This is a genomic window from Paenibacillus sp. FSL K6-1566 (assembly GCF_038050475.1).
Classification (GTDB): domain Bacteria; phylum Bacillota; class Bacilli; order Paenibacillales; family Paenibacillaceae; genus Paenibacillus_AQ; species Paenibacillus_AQ lactis.
Window position 1 is genome coordinate 1 of the sequence record NZ_JBBOSR010000002.1, and the last position, 24,583, is coordinate 24,583.

Sequence of the window (24,583 nt, forward strand, 5' to 3'; positions counted from 1 at the left end):
TAGTTACCATTTTGCAAGGCTAACTTACAACCCTTGAAATAGACCCTACGCTTGTTCGGAGTCAAAATCAAAGCACACATGTTTAGACGGTAAACATGTTTTCTCGGGAGAATATAGATGTACTTACGTCCGAAACCGGTATCAATGTAATCCACGTACTTAAACCCCTCAGATGGCTTATGCTCCCTACCATCCACAAACCTTCTCAAACCAATCGAAATCTTACTCACCACCGCTACACAATCATGACTAACCGGGATTTGATCGTAAACATAATTACCCGAACTATCCCGACGAAATGACCCATCCGAAAGAACTTGACGCTTCTTCAGAGTCGTCCGACCGACTAACTGAACTTCTTGCTCATTCAAACGGTCAAAAAACATCTCCGTTACCCCTTTAATGAAAGCCATACGACCCTTAGGAATGCCGTTAATCATGGTATCCAATCGAGGTAATGGTAAATCCGTAATCTTAAAGGAATGTGCCATGCTTCTACGACCATTCATCATATCCCTAAACTCTTTCGCAAAGACTGCATCGTTTGTCTGCATAAAACTCCCACCTCCTTATAGTAGAAGGACTTTAATCACTAAAGAAGGACTTAATGAAGTATAATAATTTCTGAAGAAAAATAAACTCCGATCAAAGCTTTTTGGATATACCCCAAGGAAAAGCAAATTTGAGGAAGCGTTGTGATTACCAACTCAATTACCTTCGAAAAGAGTTACCTCATTAGGGCATTTACGTGCTATTTGATAAATACGATATAAACCTTATCCAACTTCAAAGGCTGACCTTCCTCGTAAATCGTTACCCTATCCTTCATTTCAGCCGATAAATTCTTGATTAAGTGCTGCGCGGCGGATAAAGTATGGTCGCCAAAGTCATAGATCACCAAAAATTTATAAGCTTCGGTCGGATCAAGCGACTTCATTTTGGTTTTGCCTGTAAGCAACCCCTTAATATCATCAATGATACCCCTTTTCTGGTTGGAACCAAATACGTAGCCGTTATTGATCGGTTTATTACATTTGATCTCGGCTACGATCTTTATATCTCCGATGACCATTAGATCATAACCATTATTGCTTGGCTTGGTGTTAAGCACCTGATCCAAGTAAACCTGATAATTCTCCTTAACATAAGGGAATCGGTCGCTCAGCCATTCGATGAAACGGATCGTTGTCTTATATGTAAGGATGTTATGTATGTCCTTCAGAGCGGTCTTGATGTCCTCGAAATCCTCAACTGATAGCCTGGAATAGTAATCGTCGTTACTGCCGGTTATTTTGTCCGCGATGAATCGGTTGAAGCGTTCTTTCAGTTCGGCTTCTCGATTATACTGTTGATTCATCAATAACAACCCCCGATGATCAAATTAAGACCATTATACAAGAGAAGCAAATTTCCTGTAAGTAATTGGGGTTTGTGACTGGAGTGTTGTGAGTCGTAGTATAGTTAAAAAAGATCGACCCCTATTGAGATCGATCTTTAAAAACGTTTGACTTCCACCAATACCGTTTCCTGATATCAAACGAACATCTGCTGCAACAAACCATTTTTCAACTGTATGAGGGATTCGAATTTCGATTCTTCCTTGGAGATTTTTTCTTCTAAGGTAAACAGAAACGAAGCAATCTTCTTCTGTTCCTCAATCGAAGGCAGAGGGATCTCAAGACTTCTGATGGAATCCCACTCAGTTCTCGGCATCTTGGAACCTGACGATATATTCGCTGCCTGTTGAAAAGTATCACTTTGAATTATGAAATACAAAAATTCATTAGTAATTCTAGGACTTTTTGATGTCAAAACCCAAATTTCTGATGAGCAAATACCATCAAATGTTGCAAACCAATACTTCTTAAGGTACGGTCGTAATTTCCCAAATAAAACGGAGCCTTTAGCAAACTCATTTTTAGTACTTTGTTGCTCCTGTGATAAGTAAAAACCGTTGATTCGCCCCCTATTACCGACAATATTCTCCAGTTCAATACATGGCACGTTCGTCTTACTTTGTGGAATGATCTTATTAGAATTGTTTGTGGCAACTTGCTCGAACAATTCACTGTCCCATTCAGGAAAATCCTGTCCATTCTCATCTTTGAACCGAATTTCCTGCGAGAAAATCTTCTGGAGCATACCTTTCTTGAACAACTCCAACTGCTCGATCTTCTCCTGTTGCTTCTCGATCTTTTGATCGAGGAGGGAGAAGAAAGAAGCGATTTTTTGTTGTTCTTCGATGCTTGGTAAATGTATTTTTGTATCCAACAAATCTTTGTTATACAACCTCTTAACAGTTCCGCCTTCCAATTTACTCCAAACAATCGTCTGGTAGTAATAATAGAGATATTTGTTTAATAATCTATCACTTGTAACGTTTAACCAAACAATATTTGAATCTTGGTAATAGGCATCCTCACCCTTATATTCAACAATTCTTCCGATTGTTCCAGCTGCCGATATCAGAATATCCCCTTTTTTGGGATAAGGATACTTTTCTTTGTACTCAGAAAATAACTTTCTAGAAATAAAAGCGTCCGGAGTTCTACCAAACGTCCCTATTTTATAAAATGGAACCTCTCCAGTACTACTTGTTTGGTGTTCAAATATCCGTCTACACATTAAAACCGTCCCTAGATCTCCAAGTGTAGCATTATCCCATTCATCTTCAAACCCTTTAAATCTTAACTTTGGAACACAAGCCATCCTCTATTCCCCCAATTCCCTGAGGTACTTTTCAAGCTCAATATCGATTTTAGTAATCTCGGCGTCGATTTCTTTTAGACGAGCCTGAATCAAATCCAGATCAACTGGCTCTTCTTTTTCGAAGGTATCTACATAACGTGGGATATTGAGGTTATAATTGTTTTGTCGAATATCCGCTAGCGATACTGCATTGGAGTACTTTTCAATGGTCTGACGTGTCTTATAGGTTTCTACAATCTTCTCAACATCTTCGTCACGCAAGCGGTTCTGGTTCTTCCCTTTCTCAAAATCGTTGGAAGCATCAATGAACAGAATATTATCATTCGCTTCTCGGCATTTTTTGAACACCAAAATGCATGTTGGAATCGTTGTCCCGAAGAAGATATTGGCAGGCAAACCGATCACCGCATCCAAGTAATTCTTCTCTTCAATCAAGTATTTGCGAATAACCCCTTCAGCCGCGCCGCGGAACAATACCCCATGAGGAAGGACAACTGCCATTGTTCCATTATCGTCAAGGTGGTGAATCATATGTTGAACAAAGGCGAAATCAGCTTTGGACTTGGGAGCCAGCTTACCATAAGCACTGAAACGCTCGTCTTGCAAAAACTTCTCATCCGCACTCCATTTAGCAGAGTAGGGGGGATTCGCTACTACAGCTTCGAAGCGCATACCAAGATGTCGTGGCTCTTCTAAACTATCAGCATTCTGGATGTCGAAGTTGTGATAAGACACACCATGCAAAAGCATGTTCATACGAGCCAAATTATAGGTAGTTGAGGTTTTCTCTTGCCCGTAAAACTTCCGTACATTCGCTTCTTTGGCAACCCTCAAGAGCAATGACCCCGAACCACAAGTCGGGTCATAGACATTTCTCAAATCCTTCTTCCCCAATGTCACTATCTTAGCAATAATTTTTGAAACTTGCGGTGGAGTATAGAACTCACCAGCTTTTTTACCCGCATTGGCTGCAAATTGCCCAATCAAATACTCATATGCGTCTCCCAAAACATCTATGTCCGCATCATTATGCATGAAAGGAATATCATTGATATTAACCATGACCTTTGCGATCAGCTTGGAACGAGACTTAACATCACGACCCAATTTTGAGGAACTCAAATCCATATCATCGAAAAGATTTTGGAAGTCTTCCTGACTCGCCGCTCCAAGAGTTGATTCGGTCACTTTGTTAATTGCTTTCTGTAACATTTCAATGTCAAACTTACCTTGCTCGCCTTTACGAATCTCTTCAATCATGCTCGAAAAAAGGTAATCGGGCTCGATAACGTAACCTATTTCCTGAATGAGTTGATCTTTTAAGGCGTCACGGTAAGTTTGATTTTTCCACGCTTCCCGATAAGAAATATTGTCTTCTTCAAGCAGATTTTTGACCCGAGTCTCCGTTTTCTCTGATAAGTAACGATAAAAGATCAACCCGAGAATATAGTTTTTGAACTCATAAGCTTCAAGTTGACCTCGAAGATCATTCGCCATATCCCAAAGCTTCTTATGTAATTCGCCTTGTTGATAACGCTGCAATTCAGTCGTTGTCATCTGTTTACCTCCTCCTTTAGATACCCCATTATTATTTGTTTGATATACTGCTGTTCCCATACGATTCTCTCCTGAAGTAGACGATTTTTTCGATGTAATAATCTGTGGACGCTACCAATCTTCACTTGATCGTCCATAGGTGGCAAAATAATTTCCAAAGCTCTAAGCATTTGAATCGACAAAGCTGTGATACTGGAACCTTGCGTAGCGATCTTCAACTGTTTGCGACAATCTGGATGTTCATTTATAAACCACTCCAGATAGTCAGGATGCAGTTCGCTTGTAGGCTCAATAATGGCAAAGTTAGAGGGAATGATTTTCCCGATATGCTCACGTTGCAAAGCAACTGCACGTTGCCCGGTCAAGCTGATTAGGACTAATCCTTCTTTAGCAAGCGGTAAAGACCCTAAACGTTCCTGTGCAACATGAACATCTTGCTGATTCTCTGTTGATGTGGGATCAGGACTTAACCACTCATTCATTTCTTTCATCGTGTAAACCGAAAGCTTTACTGCTTCCGGCGATGGTGATATCTGAATACGGGAAAGAAATGCCCCTTGCACCACCGATGCACATTGTTCTAAATTCAAATCAACCCTCCCCTTTGCTATTTTTGCAAATAGCATTCGAATCAACGTCTCCATCATAATAAAAAATAGCAGATGAGGCAATCCTCTTTCCGCTATTTTTATAAATAGCACTACGAGAAGCGTTTTGTATGCTCGGTGATGAACTCAATTATCCGTTGGATCATCGCTCTTTTTTGTAAGAACGGTAATTTAACTGCATCACTAATCTCTTGCTGATTTACTAATCCACCGTATTCATATTCCTGCACAAAGCTTTGGATCTCTTCCGGCGATAACCCCACTTCACCTGCGAATGCCTCAATTTCCTTCATACGTTCTTCTTGTTCGAATGTATTGTAGTTATCGTCCACTGAATCAGCATTCGTTAATGTTGGAACGACTTTACGCAAGAACTCCTTCAGTAAATTCGCCTTGAGACGGAGCTGCTCATTATCTGCCCGATCAATCTCATCAACGATATCTTTTACTGACTTGTCTCGTTGCTCCTGATTATCAAAGTCGATACTCCTTATCAGGTTCATGATGTAACTGACATTGATCCGATCTGTGTGCATCAGTTCGATCAGGAAGTCAACATTAGCCAAAATCGATTCCTTACCCCCGCCGCGCTTAACTTCATCATAAATACGGAGGTACTTGCTCTTGTAATCCTGGTACTCCTGCTCATGAATACCTAACCGAGCTGGATCGAATTCAAACTCGGTGAAAGTTTGGAGGTGAGTCAAGTACTTAGTAAGATCACGGAAGCTAACTACAAACTCCTGCTTTTCCTCCTCCTGCTCCAGCGCGTCCACTGCCGCTGGCGTTAAGGCAAGGGCTTTTACTTTTGATAGTGCTACCCTAAACATTTGAAGGTACTCTTCGTAACTCTTCATAAGGACATCGTCAACATTGTCCGTCTTCGAGAACAATTTTATCGCTTCGTCTGTGTCTTCCTTCAAATTGCGGAAGCAAACAATATTTCCGTAAGGCTTAGTCGCTTTCTCGGTTCGGTTGGTGCGGGAGAAAGCTTGAATCAAATTGTGATATTTCAAAAAGCGATCCATATAAAGGATGTTCAAGGTCTTACTGTCGAATCCTGTCAAAAAAATGTTGACTACCAAGAGAATGTCGATTTGGGCGGTCTTCACTCGTCTAGAGACATCAGCAAAATATGCCTGGTATTTATCGGTAGAGAAATTGGTGCCGAACATGGCATTGTAGTCCCTAATGATACGTTCAAGACTATCCCGAGAATGCTCGTCTTGTCCGTCACCTTCACTATCTTCATTCTGTCCATAAGTAAAGATACCGGCAATCTTCAAGTTATGAGACATTGATTTAAAGGTATCGTAATACTTAACCAGCATAGGAATGCTGTCCACAGTAAATAACCCGGTATACCCCTTGCTTCTGGACTTCCGATCATGATGAGTTACAATATTTTCCGCAACCATTTTGATACGATCATCATGCATCCAAACCTCATCAGTAAGGATACCTTTCACCTTAGTCTTATCCTTCTCGTCAATTTTCACGTTAACAGTTTGAATATAATCAACCGAAAACCCTAGGACATTACCATCATGAATCGCATCTTTTATCAGATACGTATGTAGGCACTTTTCAAAAATATCGGCAGTTACCCGACCATCTTGGCTTTTATTCTCCTCAAACAACGGAGTTCCTGTGAAGCCAAAATACTGCGCCTCTTTGAAATGGTTGTCAACAAGTCTTTTCATCTTACCAAACTGACTGCGATGACACTCATCAATAATAAAGACAACCCGCTCCTGTTGATACGGCTTCATAATCTGCTCATATCGCGGATTTTTTATAGCGTTCGCCATCTTTTGAATTGTAGTAATAATCAACGGCTTCGTTAAGTCCGAAATTTGTTCCACCAGTTTTTCGGTATCATCAGTCATGTCCACCGAGTCTGGTTCAAACTTGTTAAATTCCGCTAAAGTCTGACTATCCAAATCCTTGCGGTCAACGAGGAAAAATACCTTCTTTATGTGCGGTTCATTCGCAAGGATTTGGCTCGCTTTAAATGAAGTCAATGTCTTTCCGCTACCGGTGGTGTGCCAGATATAACCGTTGTTCTTGGTTTCCAAAGCACGCTTAATAAGTGCTTCGACTGCATAGACCTGATACGGTCTCATAACCATTAACATTTTCTCGGTTTCATTCAAAACCATATATCTGGCGACCATCTTCGCCATGTGACATCTCTCTAAAAAGCTGGCTGCAAAATCACCCAAGGTGGTGATCCGATTATTCCCTGCATCCGACCAGAAAAAGGTATGCGAAAACAAGATGTCACCATCTGAGTTAGCAAAATACTTCGTGTCGACCCCATTACTGACTACAAACATCTGCAGGTAACGATATAACCCTCGGAACGAGTGCTTTCGATACCTCTGGATCTGATTGAACGCCTCTTTAAAATCTAAGCCGCGGCGCTTTAGCTCGATCTGAACCACGGGTAGTCCGTTAATGAGGATTGTTACATCATACCGGTTTTTATAAGTTCCTTCGACAGTTGTCTGATTGGTGACTTGAAAGAAGTTTTTACACCACTCTCGAGTATTCATCAACTCAAGGTAAATCTCGGTTCCATCATCGCGTTGGAACACTTGCTTATCCCTGAGAATTTTTGCAGAATCAAAAATACTCTTACTGTCAACCTGAGTCAAAAAGCGGCTGAACTCAGCATCGGTCAGTTGCTGACCGTTCAACTTCTTCGCGTTGAACCTATTCAGTTGCTGTTTAAAGTTTTCGAGAAGTGAATCGTAATCATTTATGGTTACTCGTTCGTAGCCTTGACGAACAAGTTGCTCGATTAAATTTTTCTCCAGTTGGGCTTCCGATTGATAGGACAAGTACGAGGCCTCCTTTTTGCTATTCATACATACCCCTTATACACAGGGCTCTTACATAATTCTGCTAACGCTTGTCGATATCCTTCTAAAGAACCAAATACTAGAGATGACCGTAGAAAATGTGCCCCTGTCATATACCAATCAGGATCTTTTTTCAACAATAAAATAAAATATAAATATCGGGCTTATCCACCCTAATCCAACACCACTCTCTGCACATAAAGAAATATGCTACAATAGTCCTAATATTTCGAGTTTGTTTTAGGGGGGTCTCTATGTCAGAAAAACATGCTGACAAATTACTTCATGTGCAAAACGGAGTAATTCGTCATCTGCTATATTCAAAGGTAGATGAAAAAGATTTAATCAATCGTTATCGCACAGTTGTCAAGCGTGAAGTCAAGCATGATTTGAAAGCTGCTTTTGAGCGATTAGACAAACAAAAGCTTGTGGAAATCATCGCTATCTCTCCAGAAATAACTGAATCAGACATTGAAACCTGTTTTGAAGAAAACAGATATAGCCGTAGACCAAATTTCCGGCTATTTATGTTACGTCCACATGACCCCCAAGTGAACTCGGCATCGTTTATATCCGGTCATAAGAATGATGCTGGCGTAACCAAAATGAATGAGTTGCTCAAACCCGTCATATATCCCAAGGATAATGTTTTTGGTCTAATCGCAATCGACCAAACTGTTGTCAACCATGAAACCTTAGAAATCGCATTACAATATCAAGAGAGATATAACTATATAAGTCCTGAAACCGAACAGTCTGAATTTATTTACGAACTGAAATTCGGGTTCTTATGGATCAACTTCGACCAACGCTTTGTAAGTATCAGTATTCCCACTGAGTCCCTAGTTGGAATAATATCCAGAACAATTCAAGTAGCCTTTAACTGCTTTGTGTCACCAGTGAACATCACAAAAAATATTGTTGACAGTGAGTTTAGCAAAGAATTCATGAAACGAACCACTTTGAACAACCCTGATCCTGCTTCGGGTAAGCCAAGCAAAATTACTTTAGTTGATAGCGATCTGGGCAATAAAGTAGGGCAACTGACTGAATTTGACGGGTACGATTCGCCAAGTTCAGTTTACCAAGAAGCCATCGATGAGGATGGCGACTTCTTCTCAACACTTGGGGTCAATAATGACAAAGGGAAGATCTACCTTACTCGTCAGCTTAAAGCCTCTGAGATGAGACGTTGGGGAATCTGGCGAATTGAACAAATCATGAATTACATTAACTCCGTACATGACAATGGTGAGATCGATGAAAAATTCGAGTCGTTTGGTCTCGATGTAGATCCCGATCTTGTTACTTTCACTACTACAAATGACGAGAGAAAAGTAATCTTAGAGGTCATAAAGGCAGTTGTTACCTGTAAGGTCAAGAAAATTGAAAGTTTCAAATTGCATGACTTAAATGTCCATAAAATTGTAACTTCATTGAAGAAGCACACTATTGCCCGGTTTTATCCTTATTGCGAAAGTTGCGACCACTATACGGATATCAACTGCAATCACTGCGGAAACACCGATTTGTTAACGATTTCTGTGAAGAAGGGACAAGCTCCGAAGGTCGTATGCTCATTCTGTTACACTGAGCTCCAGCAAGATAATGTTCGTTGCCTTATGGATCATAAGGTTAGAATTGATTCCTGGTACGATGGGGCTATGATCAATTAGTCGAACTTACCGAGAAGATCATTAGTAAGTATTTTCCAGATGTCGCCTTCTCGCATGAAGAAGAGTCTTTCTATCTTCAAAACAATGTTGTTCACTATTCTTCCAGAATCGCATCCAAAGTTATGTTCAAAGTAAGAGAACTCGAACAGTTTAAATCGGTCTGGGATCGAAGAATAACCCCGAAACGCCGTGAAGAACTGCATGAAGTACTAAGTCTGATTACTGAAAAATGTTCGTATCATAGTGTGGATGCTTGTCAAGCCTGTCAGCATGAAAAAAGTGTCCGCTGCATCATGAAACCATTTGTAACTTTTACTGATCATAAATTACATCCGCATCATGGCCAAGAATTTGGCGATATCAGCTTTACTATAAAAATGCTTGCTATGGACGATGCCGTATTTGTAGGTATAGCCAAGAGTTATGAGAAGAAGCCGATAAAACCCACAGACAAAAAAGCATATGAGATGCTTCAACAATTCGTGTATAAATGTAAGGATACTACTGTCAATGTTCTAGGGATTGTCGTAGCAGGTGAACTAGAACAGGGTTTTGTCGCCGTACTCTAAGATCTTGCTGGAAGGTACAGAAAGAAAGTCGTTATGTGGACATACGAGGAATTGATTCTTGCGGTCGATTATGCAATCAGGAGCTATAATCTGTCAGTTTCAGACGTTATTGAAGAACTGAAAGCAGATATTACTAGAAGGAAAAAACAAAAGCCTGCAAGTTAATAGCAAAGGAGAAGCTATCTCAATAATTGGCTTCTCCTTCCCCTTGGGATCACGATATTAAAATTAACTTACTAAACATTATCATTACCCACCGTCAACGTCCATAATCAAAGGCTGATCTTCCTCGTAAATGGTCACCTTGTCCTATGTCGAATAGAAAATTCTCAATTAGGTATCACGCGGCGGTTTCAATGTCGACTCAAAAATAATAATTCGAGTTAATCAAAAGGCTTGATGGTCAAAAATAAAACCCGACTATTGTCGGGTCAGCCTGTTGAAAAACTTTCAACAGGCTGAGGACAGATATAATATGCCCTGCTCATCTCATATTTCAAATACCTGATGCACTGATTCATCTTCAAACGAAGAAGCTGTAACAATCCGATCCGAGAAGTCTTCTACCCCTTGGATAGATTCCCTGCCTAGCAAAAGAGATAAGACTGAAAAACCCTTTTTATCCTTCAGTTCATTCCATGTCTGTAGGAAATGCTCACTCACATGAGACTCTCCGTCTGTCACAAACACAATATCCGCTTTATTAAAGCGGCTCTGTTTAATGATTTGACTTGCTGCCCTAAGTGGAGGTTCAAAGCTTGTTCCCCCACCCAAAAAAATAGTGGCCAACTGAATCATATCCTGAACTGTTATTTTCCCACGCTCATAGATCAACGGAGTATCTGCATGTGAAGAAAACGGAATCCATGCAAAGTCTCTTCGTTGCTTACGGGCAATACTCATCAAGGCAAGAGCAAATCCTTTGGAGATGGTGTCTTGTCCACTCATGCTTCCGGATTGATCTAGGCACAGGATGATTGGCCCCTTGCCTAGCTGTTCAGGCCCCTTTGTATCATACTGAAGCGTTTGACCCTCAACATAACGGCGTAGGAAATCTATTTTCGTCATAGGGCTGGCGTAGCTCCCAAGTTCCATCGGAAGCAGTTGTTCTATATCATTTCCCTGCTTAATCCCATTACGGTTGATGGCGTCCTTATGCTTCGAGCGCTGTTTCCGATTCGCAATCACTTTCATTCGACCAGCCCATCTCGCAATGTCCTTCATCTTCTTATCATGGCTTAATCTTTCAGACAGAATCAGTTGATCTTTTAAAGGAACCTTTTTCAGTTCACTGTCTCCACTTCCTGCTTTCATACCTCCCAAAAGAGATTTCACATTCTCCTTGGCTTCTATTGCTTCCTGTGCAGCTTTGGCAAGCATCTTAGATAGCTCATTGCCGTTTTGATTCAAAGCTAAAGATAAGGCCTCTGACGATTCCTGTGAAGCTCCTGGCTTTCCATCCATAAAGTTTTGCAGCGCATTCGCCAAGTCCTGATCCTTTTGCGCTTGTTCCTTAACCCATTCAAGAACTGTCTTACTATATTTCGTTGTTCCAAGAGCAGCAGCTAGATCATCCAGTCGAGTAAACTCACGAAACTCCTGATAGCTTTCGTCTGACATCACCCGTTCCATAAGCCGATGATTCATTTCTAGCCCTTCAGGAACCTCTTCCAGCAATTCAGGCTTCATTTTAAAAAGACCTGCCCACATGTCACCCATTAAAGGTTGGAAAGAGGGAAATAATTTACTTCCCTCTTTACTAACCTCTCTGAGCTTCTTGGACATCTCTAAAATCTGCCCGAAGCGTCTCCGATCATATGAATCTGTGTTTAAAACAGAACCTTTAAGCTCCTTCATCTCCTACACCCCCAACACTTGGGATGCGATATCAGTTAACGACTTTTGAACAAGAGCAACAGCTTGCGCAACTTCCGTCCGGTTCGGATTATCCTTCTGTAGCTTTCTAAGTTCGATGACTAAGCTCTTGAGCTTTTTCGTACTTTCCACAGCCACATCCGTTGAGTTGTTAGACTGTTCAAGACTCTTCAAGATGTCAGCTGCTTCGGCTTCAATCTCTTCCACGCGCGTCTTCACAGCATCTTGGGCATGATTACGTACAATCTTCGCCACCTTATCACGCTGCTCCGGCGTTTCCCACAGGCTATGCTTGAGAATCATGAGATCCTCAAGTTCTGCATAATCTCTGCCAGCCAATACAGCTTTAGCACGAATCACGGCTAGTACTTGCTTGAATCGGCGATCAGAAGGACGAATGCCTTCATCCATCAGTTCCCTTCTGATCTTGCTCAGTGCTTCAAAAACCTCATCAGGGATAGTAACCGTATCACTGAAGAACTGGAGTTCAAATAGTTCATCAATGCTCATATCGGCTGTAGATGGTGCAGAACCTTTCAGCATCGAAATAAAGGATTGATCTTCACCTATATAGTCCACTTCATATCGGAGCAAGAAACGGTCAAACAGAGCTTCAAGCCCTTCACCTTCTTCGGGATATTCATTTGAACTTCCGATTAAGGACATTAAGGGAACCTGTGCCGGTGCACCATTGTTATAGAACACTCGTTCATTGATGAGAGTCAGCAAGGCATTCAAAATTGCACTGTTAGCCTTGAATATTTCATCAAGAAATGAAGTGTGAGCTTCCGGCAGCTTTCCTGTCGTATTCCGCTTGTACACGCCTTGTTCCAGTTCTTTCAACGAGACAGGTCCGAATAACTCCTCTGGTGTACTAAAACGTGTCAGCAGCCATTGGAAGTAATTCGCGCCTGTAATCCGCTTAGTTAGATCACTTACAAGGGCGCTCTTTCCTGTTCCGGGCGGCCCGATCAACAAAGCATGCTGACGGGCGATCATAGCCACCATCAGCCCCTCAATCACTTCTTCTCGTTCAGAATATTGACTATTTAATGCATTCTGGATATCCTTGATTTTCATTTTTTAGCTACCTCCACATTTTTAGATAAAATAAAAAGAGCCAACGCTTCTTATGAAGAAGTCATCAGCTCTTTATTTTTATAATGTGGGTCAATCGCAGGAAGTCCAAGATGCCCACGTCAACTCCACATTCAACCTCCGAAAAAATAAAAGCCACGAATCCCGCACGGGAAACTCATGGCTTTTAATAGTGTTTTTGTTTTTACACCGTGACTGGCAACCCGATCCATTCAAGCAGATCGATGGCTTCAGGCACCGGACGACGATTCTGGATGCATTCCAAAACCATTTCATTCACTTCTTCTTCGATGCTCGCGCGGAGCATCAAATCTGACACCGTTTCGCCATCGTCAAAAATGTATTCCGGTATGTTCGTAACCGTCACTGTGTAGATTTCATTCCCGACCTCCACAGTGTAAACTTCCGTTCCGTACCGGAGATGACCAGTTCGTCCGGCCAGTTCAATCGTTTCCGGGATTTTCTCGCGGTACGCTTCCATGGCCATGCGCGAAAACTTCGCCAAGCTGCCGTTCGCAAATATTCCCGCTTTAAGCTTAAACATACGGTTTTCCTCCCTGTTCACCCGAACGGCTGGAAGGGTAAAGTTGCGCGGATGATCAGCCTTGGGTCGTCCGACTTTGGACATGACGATCACACCCCTTTACCCTTTATTATATCCGTTCAGATAAATTTTTGCATTACAAAAATTATTTTCTTCTTTGGAAGTTGTCTCTCCACTCCCCGCTTCGGGGGTCGTATGTCGTTTTCACCGTCCACGATTCTGGATGGACAACATTAAAAACGCATACGACATGGAGCGGACGGTATTGCCCTTTTCCGATTTTAATAAAATACATTAGAACGATGGTAACATCCGCACCGTCCTGACGCCTCTCAATCGGCCATCCGTTCAAGACGGCGTTTCGTATGTCTATTTCGGAGATGCCGCGCTCAATTTGTCTGTGAAGCGCATGTTTGGAAATCACAAGCTTTCCATCTCCCTCTTCAAGCAGTTCAACAAACTTTCTATGCTCAGTTTCGGCATTCATTTCTTTTCTTCTCCTTTCTGGAGAATTACACGGCCATATTCACCAGCGCTTCACCCACTTTCATGCGAAGCGCCGACACCAGACGTTCCATTTCCGCCAGATCGCCGGTGACAATTTCGCGATACTGCTCAAAATCGTTTGCCACCGACCGAGCGTTTTCGAGCAACTCTTTCATCTGGCCTTTGGTCAGCTGTCTTTCCGTGCTTTCTTCGCATGCAGCGAGAGTGTCACGGAGATGATCCAACAGCTTGCGTGTCACCATGTTTTTCATATCCATGGTGTTCATTACAGGAACCTTCTCCGCTTCTCCTTTTTCAAGAGATGATACGAATTTGACCAATGCATCCAAGTTGCTCTCAAACTGTGCCGGTATGAAGTAAACACCACCTGATGGTCTAACCGGTGTAGGTGACATACTCTTTAAGACGCTGGTAATCAACGTACGTAGTGTAGTAGAACCATAATTGTTTCGATAAATTTCAAACTGCAACGCAGCATTATTAACTAGTTGCTGCGCCATTGATGAAATATAGCTGGTCTCTACTGTCTCCGTTTTTCGATCTAATACCAGTGCTCCTACATCAGGAACATATTTTAATCTTCTACCTTTCGTATCCTTGGTTTCGCAAACTAAATTTCGTTGTACGAAGGCGTTAGTTGAAGCCACCTCGCGGAACATGTAGTTCTCATAGACTCCAGGTGAAACTTCACGCTTGAATTTTTCACTTGTGGCTCTTCTAAAGGCATCCGGGATTCGGATGTCTTTCGGCATCCAACCAGCCCCTATTCCAGAATCAATAAGCTTTTGTTTCAGCTCATCCGGGGTAATCAGCATGTTGGATAGAGAATTCCAGGTTAAAAATCCAATCGCATTGTCTTTACTAGATGGAACAGCAACTATATCCTTTAAAATGGCACTCATAAGAAAAACCTCCTCATTTTTAATAAAAAAAGACCAATTCCTAAAAGTAAGGAACCAGTCTTTGTTTAACATTTAATTTTGGTTAAATGGCCTACACCCGAAATACTTTTTCATTTATGTCAGTGATAATGGGGCTATTTTTCATTTGTTGTGTCAAATTAGCCATCTCAGCAACGAGTCGATTTCTTCCTGTATCCCGCTCCTGTATATCTTCGATCATATCTTTAGCATAGTTCATAATTACCTGTACGCTTCTCCAGTATAATTGCCCTTTTAACATCTCAACTTCTTCTATTGTGTCGTTTCTTTCTTCTATGAGGTAAAACCGTTTATCTTCAAGCTGAAAGACAATATTGTCGTCAATGACAAGCTCTTTATCTCGCATCCCCCACACTTCTTCTGCAACATATGGGATGGCTTCTGAGAGCATCCGAATAAACTCATCCGCCTTTTTACGCCGATATTTTTCTTGTTGTATAAATGAGGTGACCTCGGCTTGAATACAATTCTCTTTTCTAAATAACTTGAACATGTTCATTCATCCTCTCATTTTTTTAGTAAAAACAAAAAAAGCCAATTTTCGCATAGAATAATCCATACAAAAATCGGCTTTTAAAAAACAGTATCACAATTTCTAAAGACGCACGCGAATGCGCAATAGTAAATCTTTTATCAGAGCCTTTCGGTACTCTTCAATCCTTGTCTTCAGCAAATGGAAGTTACGGATCAAATAAATTTCCCTGTATTTTTCCTCACTTCATATAGAAGATTACAGGAGAGGTACTACACTACTATCTATGTCCCAAAGGAACAAAGAACTCTTATCTCCAGCCAAATCGGGAGTATAGAGATAAATATAATTACATGAATATTATAACATTCACACTTCAAAAATACAATCGTATGTTCGGTTTCATACAACAATCTATAAATAAAAATAAAAGCAGCTACCAGCCCGGAAGATTTTTTCCAAGTGGTAACTGCCATTTACTTAAAACCGCATTTAATTATCTGTTTTCTACGACAATCTTCATTCCAGTGACCTTCTCACCTTTTAAATATGCCTCCATGAAAAGAGGAGTACACACCATATCAGCATTCTGCGCAATTGAATCTTGTGCAATAGCTACAGCTTTCACTGCCTTACTGATGGCGTTATCTCCTACGGCTTGCAGTTCGATCACGCCACACTTGCGAATTACATTAGCGATTCGCTGGGCTGCGTCAACTGGATTGGCATGAGCAGAAATTCTGCAGATAGCAATCACTATGCCAAACACCTTCTCCCGGAGTTTCATTAGCTATTAGAAGCATTCATACTCACCTTTCCTTCCTTGCGCAAAGTTCTCAACGTAACTGTACTCAAAACTTCAGGAGGGGCAGCAAGCAACAACGCAGCTACCCACCGTTCCTTACCATTCCGCTTCAAAAGCTCATTTAAAAAGCGATCCTTGGCTGTCATATCATACCCTGCTCCTTTAAAGAAACATATCCTTCCGTTCCGATAACAACATGATCCAGGACATCGATGCCAATTATTTCGCCGGCTTGTATTAGTCTTTCAGTCAATTTCTTATCTTCAGAACTAGGAGTAGGATCACCTGAAGGATGGTTATGCAAACAAATAATGGATGCAGCTCCTTTAATGATTGCAGGTTTAAAGACTTCACGGGGATGCACGATTGCAGAATTTAACGTACCGATAGAAATAACCTCTTTGGATAAAATTCGGTTCTTAGTATTTAAGATAAGGATCATAAAGTGCTCCTTATCTAATCCAACTAAATCGGTAGCCACAGCCTGAAAAACATCGGCTGGTGTATGGATATAGTGATCTTTCTCCCCCTCCATCACTTTTCGAATCAGTTCTAGCAACTTCTCAGCCTGTTTGCGTCTTCTAGGTGGCAAAGCATTCAACTGAGATTCCATCACCATAAAGTCTTTCATTTTTACTCCTTCCCGTTTACCCCGAGCCGCCTTACGGCGGTGTCGGAAATAAACACCGCCGTTTAACGCCGGGCGAGAGGCGTAATTACTTATTGCTATCTCAAACCATAATTTCTTTGAGAACTAGAGATGCAATTAGACTTTTTTCGAATCAAAACGCTTCGTTTCTTTCAACGTGCCATATTGGGACAAAGCAGCTTCATCCCAGCCGAGCTTCTTAATCGAAGAGGCCGGAAGACTCAGGAATTCCCAAGCATTTTTCCCTTCTGCCGTAATCGCTACGGCTAATTCCTTTAAACCATCAGCTCCAAACTGCCAAGAAGTCGAAACACTGTATCCCCACACTTTATCTCCAGCTTGCAGTGGGCCATTATCATCCACATAAGCCTTCAAATTCACTTTCATTTGCTTCAACGCTGCTTCAGTACGCTCGATTTCCAATGCCAATTCAATTGCTTTTTCTTCGGTCAATTTTTCAATTACTGCTGTAGTCATTTAATACACTCTCCTCATTTTGGGTCTGTCTAATAAAATAAAAAGAAAAAAAGACGAACAAATCCCCGAAGGAAATCATTCATCTTTTAAATCTGCGCGGTCAAATAAAGATTGACCTTGATAAACACAATACACGTTCTAAATCAGTAGATTGCAATGTACCTATCTTCACCTTTAAAAACAATTTATGAAAGGACGTTAGCTTAGAAGCACGAATACACGAAGCACGATCTAAGCCAGCATCTTTCCAATGATCTATAACTATATCATAATCATTTCGAGGACGCGCACTGGTGATCGGGGCTAAAATAATTACATCATCCGATTCATTCAGCATGTCGTTTGAAATGATAACTACAGGTCTCATCTTATATTGGGTTGGGTCTTCATAGTACGAAAATTTAGCCACCCAAATATCTCCACGACAATATCTATTCCCGGTACTTTTCGTCATAAACATCGTCCTCGGTATTTTCAAACCACCACTCATAGCCCGGCCCTAATACAGTAACATCTTTTGGTATAGGCGCACTTTTCTTAACAACATTACCCGTGTTTTCCACTTGCTTTTCCTCCTTGTTCATGACGACCCTCCTTCCGCTCGGTTTTGTTAAGCTCATTGTAACCAAACGGAAGGGGAACATCAACGGATCAGTAATTATATATCTTACTTTCCGCACACTCGCAAAGAGTGCGGCTCTACAATTCCATTTATACCGAATTAGCTTTCTCCCTTTTTTAGATAACACTCCATCACAAACGGACAGTGCTTGCAGTGGCTGCCCGGCGTAGATGGAAACAAAGAAGAAGCCATATCCGGGAATGATTCCAGACAAGACTTCTTCATTTCAATCTCTTCGGCCAATCCATACGCCCATTCTCTAGCTTCGTTGGCATCAGACTCGTTATATACAAACGATTCTGCTTTCCTGAAGCGTAGAAAGTACAATGTCCCCATGACTTGTCGAAGTCCTCTCATTTGCATAATCGCCCAAGCGTACAAAGCAAGCTGCCTTGTATCATTTGCTCGGTACGGTCGCCAATTTGATTTCCAATCCCAAAATCGCTCTTCTTCCAGTAGATCGATATACCCTTGGAGTTGAATACCTCCTCCAAGCGGAAGTACAAAATGAACTTCCGTTTGTCCACTGACTTCTGGAGCACGTTGCATCAAAGATGCTATCTCTTCATAAGTCACTTCGGGATGGAAATCTGATTCAATGATTGCCTCAATAATGGCTTCATGCTCAGATACTCCATTGATCTTTAGCTCAATCGCTTTATGAACAGCCTTGCCAAGAGCTAGTGGTTTAGTAACTGGCTCGTCTTTACCCAAAATGTACTTTTGGTAAAATCGATAAGGGCAAGTTTCATAAAGCGAGAGCCGGGAATAAGAGTACAGCATTAGAATGGCAAATCTTTATCAGAGATGTTCCATCCATCTCCGGCTGAATTGGTCCCTTGATTATTTGTCGAATTTTGATGATCGCCGGTTTGAGAAGTCCCGTTAGATGTGTTAGTAAGGAATTGAACATACTGTCCAACTACCTCCGTTACATATACACGGCGTCCTTCATTGTTCTCATAGTTACGAACCTGAATTCGTCCTGTAACGGCAACCTGGTGGCCTTTCTTCACATAGTTGGCTACATTTTCAGCAACTGCCTTCCAGACCACAATAGGAATGAAGTCCGCTTCTCGTTCTCCATTTTGATTCGTAAAGGGACGATCTACAGCTAAAGTAAATTGTGCCACCGCCACTCCAGAAGGGGTATAACGTAACTCAGGGTCCTTGGTCAGTCTTCCAATTAATACAGCTTGGTTCAAGCTCATTTTTTATCCTCCGTCTTCATGCCTGCCCTTTCAGGTTCAGGACTTACAGATTTAAAATTGCAAACAAATCTTTCCGCATCTTCCGTCCACCTAGGACGTACTGAGCATGAATAAATTTGGAGCACATCGTCCAATAAGGGAGCTTCAATTTCTTTCTCACGTTGTCGGATACGCTCAATGTACTTTTGATATTTAAAGTTCTTTATCCCGATGATCAGCCAGAGATAAGCACCTTGCCGTTCTGTTTCCAGAAACTCATTCCACTGCTCCCAAAGAAGATCCATAGAGCGCATGTAATAGGCAAAATCTCTTTCTCTCATCAACTTCCAGTTAGGCTCTTTTCCTCCCGTGTGTTTCCTCAGTAACATACGTTGATTTCGGCTGAGGCGTTCAGCAGGGTGCACCACTTTTCGTTTGCGATATCTTTGCCGGACCTGCTCTTCTGGAACTCCCTCTAAAAGAGAAATAAAGCGAAGAACGCCCCCGCTCTCTCCACAAAACCAGCATTTGAACACCTGGTCTTTGGTGTTAAGAGAAAGGTAGTATCTTCGCTTTTTTCCAGGTTTTGAATCCTCAAGGCAAAATGGACACTTACAGAGAACTTCCTCCCTCGATTTAGAGAAAGGATTAATAATTAGTCCGTTCTGATCTGCAACGTCCAGAATGTCAGGAAGCATGATCAATCACTGCCCTTAATTGCTCTTCTGGGCTGGGAGGAAGTTGTATCTGCTCCCACTCCGACGAAAGAACAATTTTGCGCGTAACCGTGTGAATCTGTTTTTTAGGCTCCCACCATTGCCAGCGCTCATAGGCTTCCGCAGCCATTTGAACATGCTTGCATTGCTTGTGTCCGAAATGACATGCAGGGCAGTCATGCGTAATAATCAAATCGTTGTAATGAGGCTCCACTTTCACGAGATACACACCATTTTGCTTACTGGATGGGAACGCACAGATTAGTGCCTTCCCATCCGTAAAGGTTGTCAGACTCATGCAGCTTCACCCACTAACTGAATCGATTTCACAATTTTGAATCCATTGCTCATTTCAAAATCAAGTTTAAATTGCATGTTATTTGAAATCGCATTGACCTGATCAAGCGTTTCAGCTGTATTGGCAAGCACAATGGATTCTTCACCCGTCCCTACATTGACTACTTTCAACTTGGCGAATGTTACTCCGCCCGGAGAGGTTCCTGTTGCCATATCCAGCATCTTGTATACTTCTCCCGAGTTCTTTGGATTCGAGCTTGAAGGCTTTCCACCCGAATTATTTTTCTTACCTTTATTTTCAGTAGTCTTTGAATCAGGATTGGATGCAGCGCTATCAGAAGACGACTTTTTCTGAACTTGATTATTCGATTGAGCAAGCTCACCCACTTCAATCCGTTCAGCACCTTCAATAGTTTCAATCTCACTTTCGTCCATCATTCCAAGGCCGGATAGTGACAGAGTTACCCGACGCTTCGCTTTTGTTTCGGCTTTCATAATGGCATTGGCAAGTTCATCTGCTGTCAAAGGGAGAATATTTCCTGTAGGGACTTTGCATCTACGCATCTCGTCCCAGATCTTCTCCTCTTTCATTAAGGAAACAGCACCTATGGATTCATCAGCACGACCGTCTTGAGTCGTTCCACGAGCTGTCACACAGTAAACATCACCAATGCGTTCACGGCTGGTTATTGTGATACTGATTTTATGAATTTTACGAAGCTGATCCGTAGCATCGCGCTTAGCATAAAGCACTAACTTTCCATCCAGTTTCAGATAATCAAACGGCTTGGTGAGGGGATTAAGTCCAACGCTCTCACAAACTTTCGTGTAGTAGATCAAACGTTCCTCAGGTTTCAATGAAGAAAGATCACCTTGAACTACTACCTTTTCCATAATCGACAAGTCCATTTTTTAACCTCCACACGTCATTTGACGTCTGTGCTGTTTATACCCGCACAGAAAGGTAAAATAAAAAACGTCCTTCCTCCATAAGAGAAACAACGTTTATTCACCATATTTACTGTTCAATCGTATAGGTCTTCACAAGCTCATCCAGATCACTCCAGATTTGCTGGAGCTTCACTTTGAGCATTCCATCTGTTTCGACACAGGCATCATCCAGAAGCGATAATGCTTCTTCAAGCATCCCCCTTATTCGCTCAAAAGCTCCTGCTTCTTCCTGAATAATAAGTTGCTTTAAAGGGCTTTGCTCATTTCTGGATTTCTCCCACATTAGCTTCAACTTCGTCCATTCGCTCTCATTGGGAAGAACCGGGTTATGACGTGAAACTAATGAATCTTGACGCTTGCCCTTTTTGAACCAGTGCATAAACATGCTTCGATCACCCTTTCATTTTTTTGAAAATAAAAAAAGCCGATCTCTGCATGGACGAATCCATGCAAAAATCGGCTTTAATTCATTATCAGTACATTAAATTACACATGTGCGTGCGGTTTAACCTTTATCAGAGCCTTTCGGTACTCTTCGTCCCTTGTTCTCAGCATAGGAGATGTCGGGGGTAATCACATTATCCTACTTTAATCCTCAGCTATAAAGCTTTGTAGGGGAGGTACAACAATTATAGCCTATAAAGGCAACTCTTCTCTCCGGCAAACGGGAGTGTAGAGGTAAAGATAATTACAGGAATATTATAGCATTGTGATTTTTAAAATGCAATCATACGTTCCCATGTTATCCGGCTGCAAATTCCCGATCTTCCGCTTCTTCCATAACCGGTTTCAGCTTTAACTCAGATCCGCGGATCTCACTGTCGATTTTGGAAGCTATCTCCGGATGTTCCTTTAAGAACTGCTTGGCATTCTCCCTGCCTTGCCCTAAACGATCACCGGCATAAGAAAACCACGAACCGGATTTTTCAATCACATTCAGTTCAACTCCGAGATCAAGAAGGGTGGCTTCTTTCGAAATGCCTTCACCATACATCATATCAACCTCAACCTGCTTAAACGGCGGTGCAACCTTATTTTTAACGACCTTAATACGTGTCCGGCTTCCTACCATCTCATTACCTAATTTGATTGTCTCCATACGACGTACATCAAGACGAATCGATGAATAGAATTTCAACGCACGGCCCCCAGGAGTTACTTCCGGACTTCCAAAGGATACACCGACTTTCTCCCGGAGTTGATTAATAAAGATAGCTATCGTCTTGGATTTGCTAAGCGAACCGGATAATTTTCGCATCGCTTGAGACATGAGCCGGGCTTGAAGTCCTACATGAGAATCCCCCATCTCTCCTTCGATCTCTGCTCTAGGAACAAGGGCTGCTACGGAATCAACAACCAAAATTTCTACCGCTCCGGTTCGTACCAAGGCATCTGCAATTTCAAGCGCCTGTTCACCGGTATCGGGCTGGGACAACAGTAATTCATCAATGTTTACGCCTAAATTCTTAGCGTAAAGAGGATCAAGTGCATGTTCCGCGTCAATGAAGGCAGCTTGTCCGCCCAGCTTCTGAACCTCTGCAATTGCATGAAGCGCCACTGTTGTTTTACCGGAGGATTCTGGACCATAAACCTCAATAATTCGTCCTCTTGGAAAACCTCCTACACCTAAAGCTATATCAAGAGCAAGATTGCCGCTCGAAACGGTTTCAACTTGGACATGGGACGCCTCCCCTAATTTCATGACAGCCCCTTTCCCATAAGACTTCTCAATTTCCTTCAAAGCCTTTTCTAGTGCCGCCTGTCTGTTTTCTTGGTTGTCCATAGTCTAAAACTCCCTCCCATAATGCGAATGTATGTTCCTACTTATAGGAACAATTTACCACACATATGTTCGTATTTCAATAGGAAAGGAGATTTTTCCCAAGACATTTACTTAATTACCCATTCTCCCTTGATCTGCCTGTAGAAACGATAATCTTGTTTCAGGTCAGTGTCCAGTAGTAACTTCGCTTCCTTCAAAAGTTCATTCAACGGCATAACCGCTTCAAGAGATTCTGAGATTACAATAATGGGATACGATGAGTGCCGTAATGATGCATGCAAGTAACTGGTATCTCCACGGATCACCAATACATTTCTGGATTCCGCTCCAATCTCAACCCTGCCCGTAAAGGGATAAGGAGCGGCATGAATTTGAAACGCTTTTTGTTTATCCCGCATGGCACAGCAAAACTGAAAAAACACTAAATGGGACAAAATCTGTTCCACAGTCCATGTTCTCCAGAACTCATGTGACCATTCCAAGTTCAGTAATTGCGCAGCTCGCGGGCCAATCGTATAGATGGGTATCGTGTTCTTGTTCTTGAGAAGTAGGTGCTGAATCAGCTTCTTCTCAGCTAACATGCGCCGTACTTGATGTCGTTTCCACTGGAATAGACGCTCCATCTGAACACTTCCCATACAGCCGATTAAACCAAGCGATCTGAGCCCATCTGCTTCGGTAGCAGCTCGTAATGGAGCATATCCCGGTACAAGCTCCTCCGGAAATGAAGCAGGTTTAAACGTCCATTCATGTGTAATCGAGAAGGGTGATGTTTTCATACAAAGCTCCTTTCTAAAACCGAAGTAAGGAAAGAGGCGAAAGAGGCGAGAATCGCCCCTTTCACTTTTTTGGAATAATCCGTCCATAAATCCGTTCTTGCCTAGGGTCAACCCCGCGGACCCGAATATAGACTGTATCGCCCCGCTTCACTTTTCCGAACCGGATATGGGGAACCAGAGCATCGACTCCGCGCTCAAGATTAACAAAGATGCCATATTCCATTACACCGGATACCTTACCTTTGTAGGTTCCTTTTGATACATATCGTTTTGCGCAATCCGGCCATGGGCTTTTCTCTGTTGCCTTCTTGCTAACCTTCACGATTTTATTTTCTTTATCCAGTTCTACAACCTTCACTTTGAGGTGATCCCCGGCACTTACTTCTTCACGAAGATCATCTACCCATCCATAACCATACTCCTGAACCGGCAGCTCCGTTGTAATACCGCCAATATCCAGCATCAACACCTTAGGAGTAACATTACGTACTACCGCTGTAATTACCGCATCTTGCTCCAGCCATTTCCACGTCAAACCTTCCATATGTTCCAGGGCTGCTTGACGGGATGCGATGAAGGTATCTCCTTCACGATCATAGCTCAGGATCTTAAAGGCAACGGGTTCTCCAAGTAACCGCCGAAATTCATGGGCATCCTTCGTACCAGAGAAATCCTGTGGGATATATCCTCTGACTCCACCGACTAATACCACGCCACACAGCTTGTTTAGCTTTGGCTCAAGACCAATTAGTTCAGCTTGCAATACAAGATCATTCTGCCGGGCACTATAAATCTGCGCCCAGCCTTCATCATAGCTGCTCTGCTCCAGCTTCTCCTCGTTATAACCTTCAATCAGCACTTTCTTTAACTCTTCACTCATGTTCATTACCT

29 protein-coding genes are annotated in these 24,583 nt (G+C 42.1%); 2 read left to right on the plus strand and 27 right to left on the minus strand.

Features of this window, described 5'->3' with window-relative positions:
* The 6 genes from NST08_RS29520 to NST08_RS29545 form a co-directional block, all read right to left on the minus strand.
* On the minus strand, positions 1–554 hold a 554-nt coding region (locus NST08_RS29520; RefSeq protein WP_341342664.1), incomplete at its 3' end, for a hypothetical protein.
* A gap of 197 nt (positions 555–751) precedes the next feature.
* A complete protein-coding gene (locus NST08_RS29525) occupies positions 752–1,357 on the minus strand; it encodes a hypothetical protein (protein ID WP_340928641.1) in 606 nt (201 codons plus the stop codon).
* Between the two features lie 176 nt (positions 1,358–1,533).
* A complete protein-coding gene (locus NST08_RS29530) occupies positions 1,534–2,709 on the minus strand; it encodes a restriction endonuclease subunit S (RefSeq protein WP_341342665.1) in 1,176 nt (391 codons plus the stop codon).
* Positions 2,710–2,712: 3 nt separating this feature from the next.
* Positions 2,713–4,266, minus strand: coding sequence for a type I restriction-modification system subunit M (locus NST08_RS29535; protein WP_341342704.1), 1,554 nt, complete (start codon positions 4,264–4,266; stop codon positions 2,713–2,715).
* Positions 4,263–4,856, minus strand: a complete 594-nt coding sequence (locus NST08_RS29540) for a hypothetical protein (protein ID WP_341342666.1) — start codon at positions 4,854–4,856, stop codon at positions 4,263–4,265. The genes NST08_RS29535 and NST08_RS29540 overlap by 4 nt, the downstream gene beginning before the upstream one ends.
* A 110-nt stretch (positions 4,857–4,966) precedes the next feature.
* Complete coding sequence (locus NST08_RS29545) at positions 4,967–7,747, minus strand: type I restriction endonuclease subunit R (protein WP_445933652.1); 2,781 nt, start codon at positions 7,745–7,747, stop codon at positions 4,967–4,969.
* 248 nt (positions 7,748–7,995) lie between these two features.
* Here NST08_RS29545 and NST08_RS29550 point away from each other — a divergent pair, with 248 nt between their 5' ends.
* Positions 7,996–9,417: a hypothetical protein gene (locus NST08_RS29550; protein WP_341342668.1), complete on the plus strand. Its 1,422-nt coding sequence runs from the start codon at positions 7,996–7,998 to the stop codon at positions 9,415–9,417.
* 122 nt (positions 9,418–9,539) lie between these two features.
* Complete coding sequence (locus NST08_RS29555; RefSeq protein ID WP_341342669.1) at positions 9,540–9,986, plus strand: hypothetical protein; 447 nt, start codon at positions 9,540–9,542, stop codon at positions 9,984–9,986.
* 489 nt (positions 9,987–10,475) lie between these two features.
* Here NST08_RS29555 and NST08_RS29560 read toward each other — a convergent pair whose 3' ends face one another.
* The 21 genes from NST08_RS29560 to NST08_RS29660 all read right to left on the minus strand — a co-directional run bounded on the left by NST08_RS29560 (position 10,476) and on the right by NST08_RS29660 (position 24,572).
* Complete coding sequence (locus NST08_RS29560) at positions 10,476–11,843, minus strand: vWA domain-containing protein (protein ID WP_341342670.1); 1,368 nt, start codon at positions 11,841–11,843, stop codon at positions 10,476–10,478.
* A gap of 3 nt (positions 11,844–11,846) precedes the next feature.
* On the minus strand, positions 11,847–12,941 hold the full coding sequence (locus NST08_RS29565; protein ID WP_341342671.1) for an AAA family ATPase: 1,095 nt from the start codon (positions 12,939–12,941) through the stop codon (positions 11,847–11,849).
* Positions 12,942–13,143: 202 nt separating this feature from the next.
* Entirely contained in the window at positions 13,144–13,503 is a 360-nt protein-coding gene (locus tag NST08_RS29570) for a hypothetical protein (protein ID WP_120460073.1), read from the minus strand.
* Positions 13,504–13,648: 145 nt separating this feature from the next.
* Positions 13,649–13,990 (minus strand): DUF4258 domain-containing protein, encoded by a 342-nt coding sequence (locus NST08_RS29575; protein WP_341342672.1) that lies wholly within the window; start codon positions 13,988–13,990, stop codon positions 13,649–13,651.
* A gap of 25 nt (positions 13,991–14,015) precedes the next feature.
* Positions 14,016–14,912 (minus strand): DUF6744 family protein, encoded by an 897-nt coding sequence (locus tag NST08_RS29580; protein WP_341342673.1) that lies wholly within the window; start codon positions 14,910–14,912, stop codon positions 14,016–14,018.
* 91 nt (positions 14,913–15,003) lie between these two features.
* Positions 15,004–15,444 (minus strand): hypothetical protein, encoded by a 441-nt coding sequence (locus NST08_RS29585; RefSeq protein WP_341342674.1) that lies wholly within the window; start codon positions 15,442–15,444, stop codon positions 15,004–15,006.
* Positions 15,445–15,919: 475 nt separating this feature from the next.
* Positions 15,920–16,180, minus strand: a complete 261-nt coding sequence (locus NST08_RS29590; RefSeq protein WP_341342675.1) for a stage V sporulation protein S — start codon at positions 16,178–16,180, stop codon at positions 15,920–15,922.
* Between the two features lie 29 nt (positions 16,181–16,209).
* Positions 16,210–16,374, minus strand: coding sequence for a hypothetical protein (locus tag NST08_RS29595; protein WP_186333000.1), 165 nt, complete (start codon positions 16,372–16,374; stop codon positions 16,210–16,212).
* A complete protein-coding gene (locus NST08_RS29600) occupies positions 16,371–16,859 on the minus strand; it encodes a JAB domain-containing protein (RefSeq protein ID WP_341342676.1) in 489 nt (162 codons plus the stop codon). Before NST08_RS29600 ends, NST08_RS29595 begins: the two co-directional genes overlap by 4 nt.
* Before the next feature lie 135 nt (positions 16,860–16,994).
* Positions 16,995–17,354: a hypothetical protein gene (locus NST08_RS29605; RefSeq protein WP_341342677.1), complete on the minus strand. Its 360-nt coding sequence runs from the start codon at positions 17,352–17,354 to the stop codon at positions 16,995–16,997.
* 100 nt (positions 17,355–17,454) lie between these two features.
* Positions 17,455–17,844, minus strand: a complete 390-nt coding sequence (locus NST08_RS29610) for a type II toxin-antitoxin system PemK/MazF family toxin (protein WP_341342678.1) — start codon at positions 17,842–17,844, stop codon at positions 17,455–17,457.
* Positions 17,786–17,938: a hypothetical protein gene (locus tag NST08_RS29615; protein WP_341342679.1), complete on the minus strand. Its 153-nt coding sequence runs from the start codon at positions 17,936–17,938 to the stop codon at positions 17,786–17,788. The genes NST08_RS29610 and NST08_RS29615 overlap by 59 nt, the downstream gene beginning before the upstream one ends.
* 137 nt (positions 17,939–18,075) lie before the next feature.
* Complete coding sequence (locus tag NST08_RS29620; RefSeq protein ID WP_341342680.1) at positions 18,076–18,759, minus strand: RecB family exonuclease; 684 nt, start codon at positions 18,757–18,759, stop codon at positions 18,076–18,078.
* On the minus strand, positions 18,759–19,187 hold the full coding sequence (ssb, locus tag NST08_RS29625) for a single-stranded DNA-binding protein (protein ID WP_341342681.1): 429 nt from the start codon (positions 19,185–19,187) through the stop codon (positions 18,759–18,761). Before ssb ends, NST08_RS29620 begins: the two co-directional genes overlap by 1 nt.
* A complete protein-coding gene (locus NST08_RS29630) occupies positions 19,184–19,864 on the minus strand; it encodes a hypothetical protein (protein ID WP_341342682.1) in 681 nt (226 codons plus the stop codon). Before NST08_RS29630 ends, ssb begins: the two co-directional genes overlap by 4 nt.
* Complete coding sequence (locus NST08_RS29635; RefSeq protein ID WP_341342683.1) at positions 19,854–20,180, minus strand: hypothetical protein; 327 nt, start codon at positions 20,178–20,180, stop codon at positions 19,854–19,856. Before NST08_RS29635 ends, NST08_RS29630 begins: the two co-directional genes overlap by 11 nt.
* Positions 20,177–21,088, minus strand: coding sequence for a hypothetical protein (locus NST08_RS29640; RefSeq protein ID WP_212940298.1), 912 nt, complete (start codon positions 21,086–21,088; stop codon positions 20,177–20,179). Before NST08_RS29640 ends, NST08_RS29635 begins: the two co-directional genes overlap by 4 nt.
* A 109-nt stretch (positions 21,089–21,197) precedes the next feature.
* Complete coding sequence (locus NST08_RS29645; RefSeq protein ID WP_341342684.1) at positions 21,198–21,515, minus strand: hypothetical protein; 318 nt, start codon at positions 21,513–21,515, stop codon at positions 21,198–21,200.
* A 357-nt stretch (positions 21,516–21,872) separates the two neighbouring features.
* Positions 21,873–22,913 carry a recombinase RecA gene (gene recA, locus NST08_RS29650; protein ID WP_341342685.1) on the minus strand — a complete coding sequence of 347 codons (1,041 nt, stop codon included), beginning with the start codon at positions 22,911–22,913 and terminating at the stop codon, positions 21,873–21,875.
* 107 nt (positions 22,914–23,020) lie between these two features.
* Positions 23,021–23,692, minus strand: coding sequence for a hypothetical protein (locus NST08_RS29655; RefSeq protein ID WP_341342686.1), 672 nt, complete (start codon positions 23,690–23,692; stop codon positions 23,021–23,023).
* Between the two features lie 61 nt (positions 23,693–23,753).
* Positions 23,754–24,572, minus strand: coding sequence for a S1 RNA-binding domain-containing protein (locus NST08_RS29660; RefSeq protein ID WP_301626967.1), 819 nt, complete (start codon positions 24,570–24,572; stop codon positions 23,754–23,756).
* Positions 24,573–24,583 lie beyond the last annotated feature (11 nt).

Excerpts from the sequence above, each read along its gene's own strand:
- NST08_RS29530 (WP_341342665.1), bottom strand. The coding sequence starts at position 2,709 with ATGGCTTGTGTTCCAAAGTTAAGATTTAAAGGGTTTGAAGATGAATGG.
- NST08_RS29660 (WP_301626967.1), bottom strand. The coding sequence starts at position 24,572 with ATGAGTGAAGAGTTAAAGAAAGTGCTGATTGAAGGTTATAACGAGGAG.
- NST08_RS29640 (WP_212940298.1), bottom strand. The coding sequence starts at position 21,088 with ATGGACTTGTCGATTATGGAAAAGGTAGTAGTTCAAGGTGATCTTTCT.
- NST08_RS29620 (WP_341342680.1), bottom strand. The coding sequence starts at position 18,759 with ATGCTGTACTCTTATTCCCGGCTCTCGCTTTATGAAACTTGCCCTTAT.
- NST08_RS29655 (WP_341342686.1), bottom strand. The coding sequence starts at position 23,692 with ATGAAAACATCACCCTTCTCGATTACACATGAATGGACGTTTAAACCT.
- NST08_RS29545 (WP_445933652.1), bottom strand. The coding sequence starts at position 7,747 with ATGAATAGCAAAAAGGAGGCCTCGTACTTGTCCTATCAATCGGAAGCC.
- NST08_RS29600 (WP_341342676.1), bottom strand. The coding sequence starts at position 16,859 with ATGAAAGACTTTATGGTGATGGAATCTCAGTTGAATGCTTTGCCACCT.
- NST08_RS29525 (WP_340928641.1), bottom strand. The coding sequence starts at position 1,357 with ATGAATCAACAGTATAATCGAGAAGCCGAACTGAAAGAACGCTTCAAC.
- NST08_RS29585 (WP_341342674.1), bottom strand. The coding sequence starts at position 15,444 with ATGTTCAAGTTATTTAGAAAAGAGAATTGTATTCAAGCCGAGGTCACC.
- NST08_RS29645 (WP_341342684.1), bottom strand. The coding sequence starts at position 21,515 with ATGTTTATGCACTGGTTCAAAAAGGGCAAGCGTCAAGATTCATTAGTT.
- NST08_RS29605 (WP_341342677.1), bottom strand. The coding sequence starts at position 17,354 with ATGACTACAGCAGTAATTGAAAAATTGACCGAAGAAAAAGCAATTGAA.
- NST08_RS29635 (WP_341342683.1), bottom strand. The coding sequence starts at position 20,180 with ATGAGTCTGACAACCTTTACGGATGGGAAGGCACTAATCTGTGCGTTC.
- NST08_RS29615 (WP_341342679.1), bottom strand. The coding sequence starts at position 17,938 with ATGAACAAGGAGGAAAAGCAAGTGGAAAACACGGGTAATGTTGTTAAG.
- ssb (WP_341342681.1), bottom strand. The coding sequence starts at position 19,187 with ATGAGCTTGAACCAAGCTGTATTAATTGGAAGACTGACCAAGGACCCT.
- recA (WP_341342685.1), bottom strand. The coding sequence starts at position 22,913 with ATGGACAACCAAGAAAACAGACAGGCGGCACTAGAAAAGGCTTTGAAG.
- NST08_RS29555 (WP_341342669.1), top strand. The coding sequence starts at position 9,540 with ATGTTCAAAGTAAGAGAACTCGAACAGTTTAAATCGGTCTGGGATCGA.
- NST08_RS29580 (WP_341342673.1), bottom strand. The coding sequence starts at position 14,912 with ATGAGTGCCATTTTAAAGGATATAGTTGCTGTTCCATCTAGTAAAGAC.
- NST08_RS29565 (WP_341342671.1), bottom strand. The coding sequence starts at position 12,941 with ATGAAAATCAAGGATATCCAGAATGCATTAAATAGTCAATATTCTGAA.
- NST08_RS29610 (WP_341342678.1), bottom strand. The coding sequence starts at position 17,844 with ATGAGTGGTGGTTTGAAAATACCGAGGACGATGTTTATGACGAAAAGT.
- NST08_RS29560 (WP_341342670.1), bottom strand. The coding sequence starts at position 11,843 with ATGAAGGAGCTTAAAGGTTCTGTTTTAAACACAGATTCATATGATCGG.
- NST08_RS29575 (WP_341342672.1), bottom strand. The coding sequence starts at position 13,990 with ATGAATGCCGAAACTGAGCATAGAAAGTTTGTTGAACTGCTTGAAGAG.
- NST08_RS29595 (WP_186333000.1), bottom strand. The coding sequence starts at position 16,374 with ATGACAGCCAAGGATCGCTTTTTAAATGAGCTTTTGAAGCGGAATGGT.
- NST08_RS29630 (WP_341342682.1), bottom strand. The coding sequence starts at position 19,864 with ATGCTTCCTGACATTCTGGACGTTGCAGATCAGAACGGACTAATTATT.
- NST08_RS29550 (WP_341342668.1), top strand. The coding sequence starts at position 7,996 with ATGTCAGAAAAACATGCTGACAAATTACTTCATGTGCAAAACGGAGTA.
- NST08_RS29570 (WP_120460073.1), bottom strand. The coding sequence starts at position 13,503 with ATGTTTAAGCTTAAAGCGGGAATATTTGCGAACGGCAGCTTGGCGAAG.
- NST08_RS29535 (WP_341342704.1), bottom strand. The coding sequence starts at position 4,266 with ATGACAACGACTGAATTGCAGCGTTATCAACAAGGCGAATTACATAAG.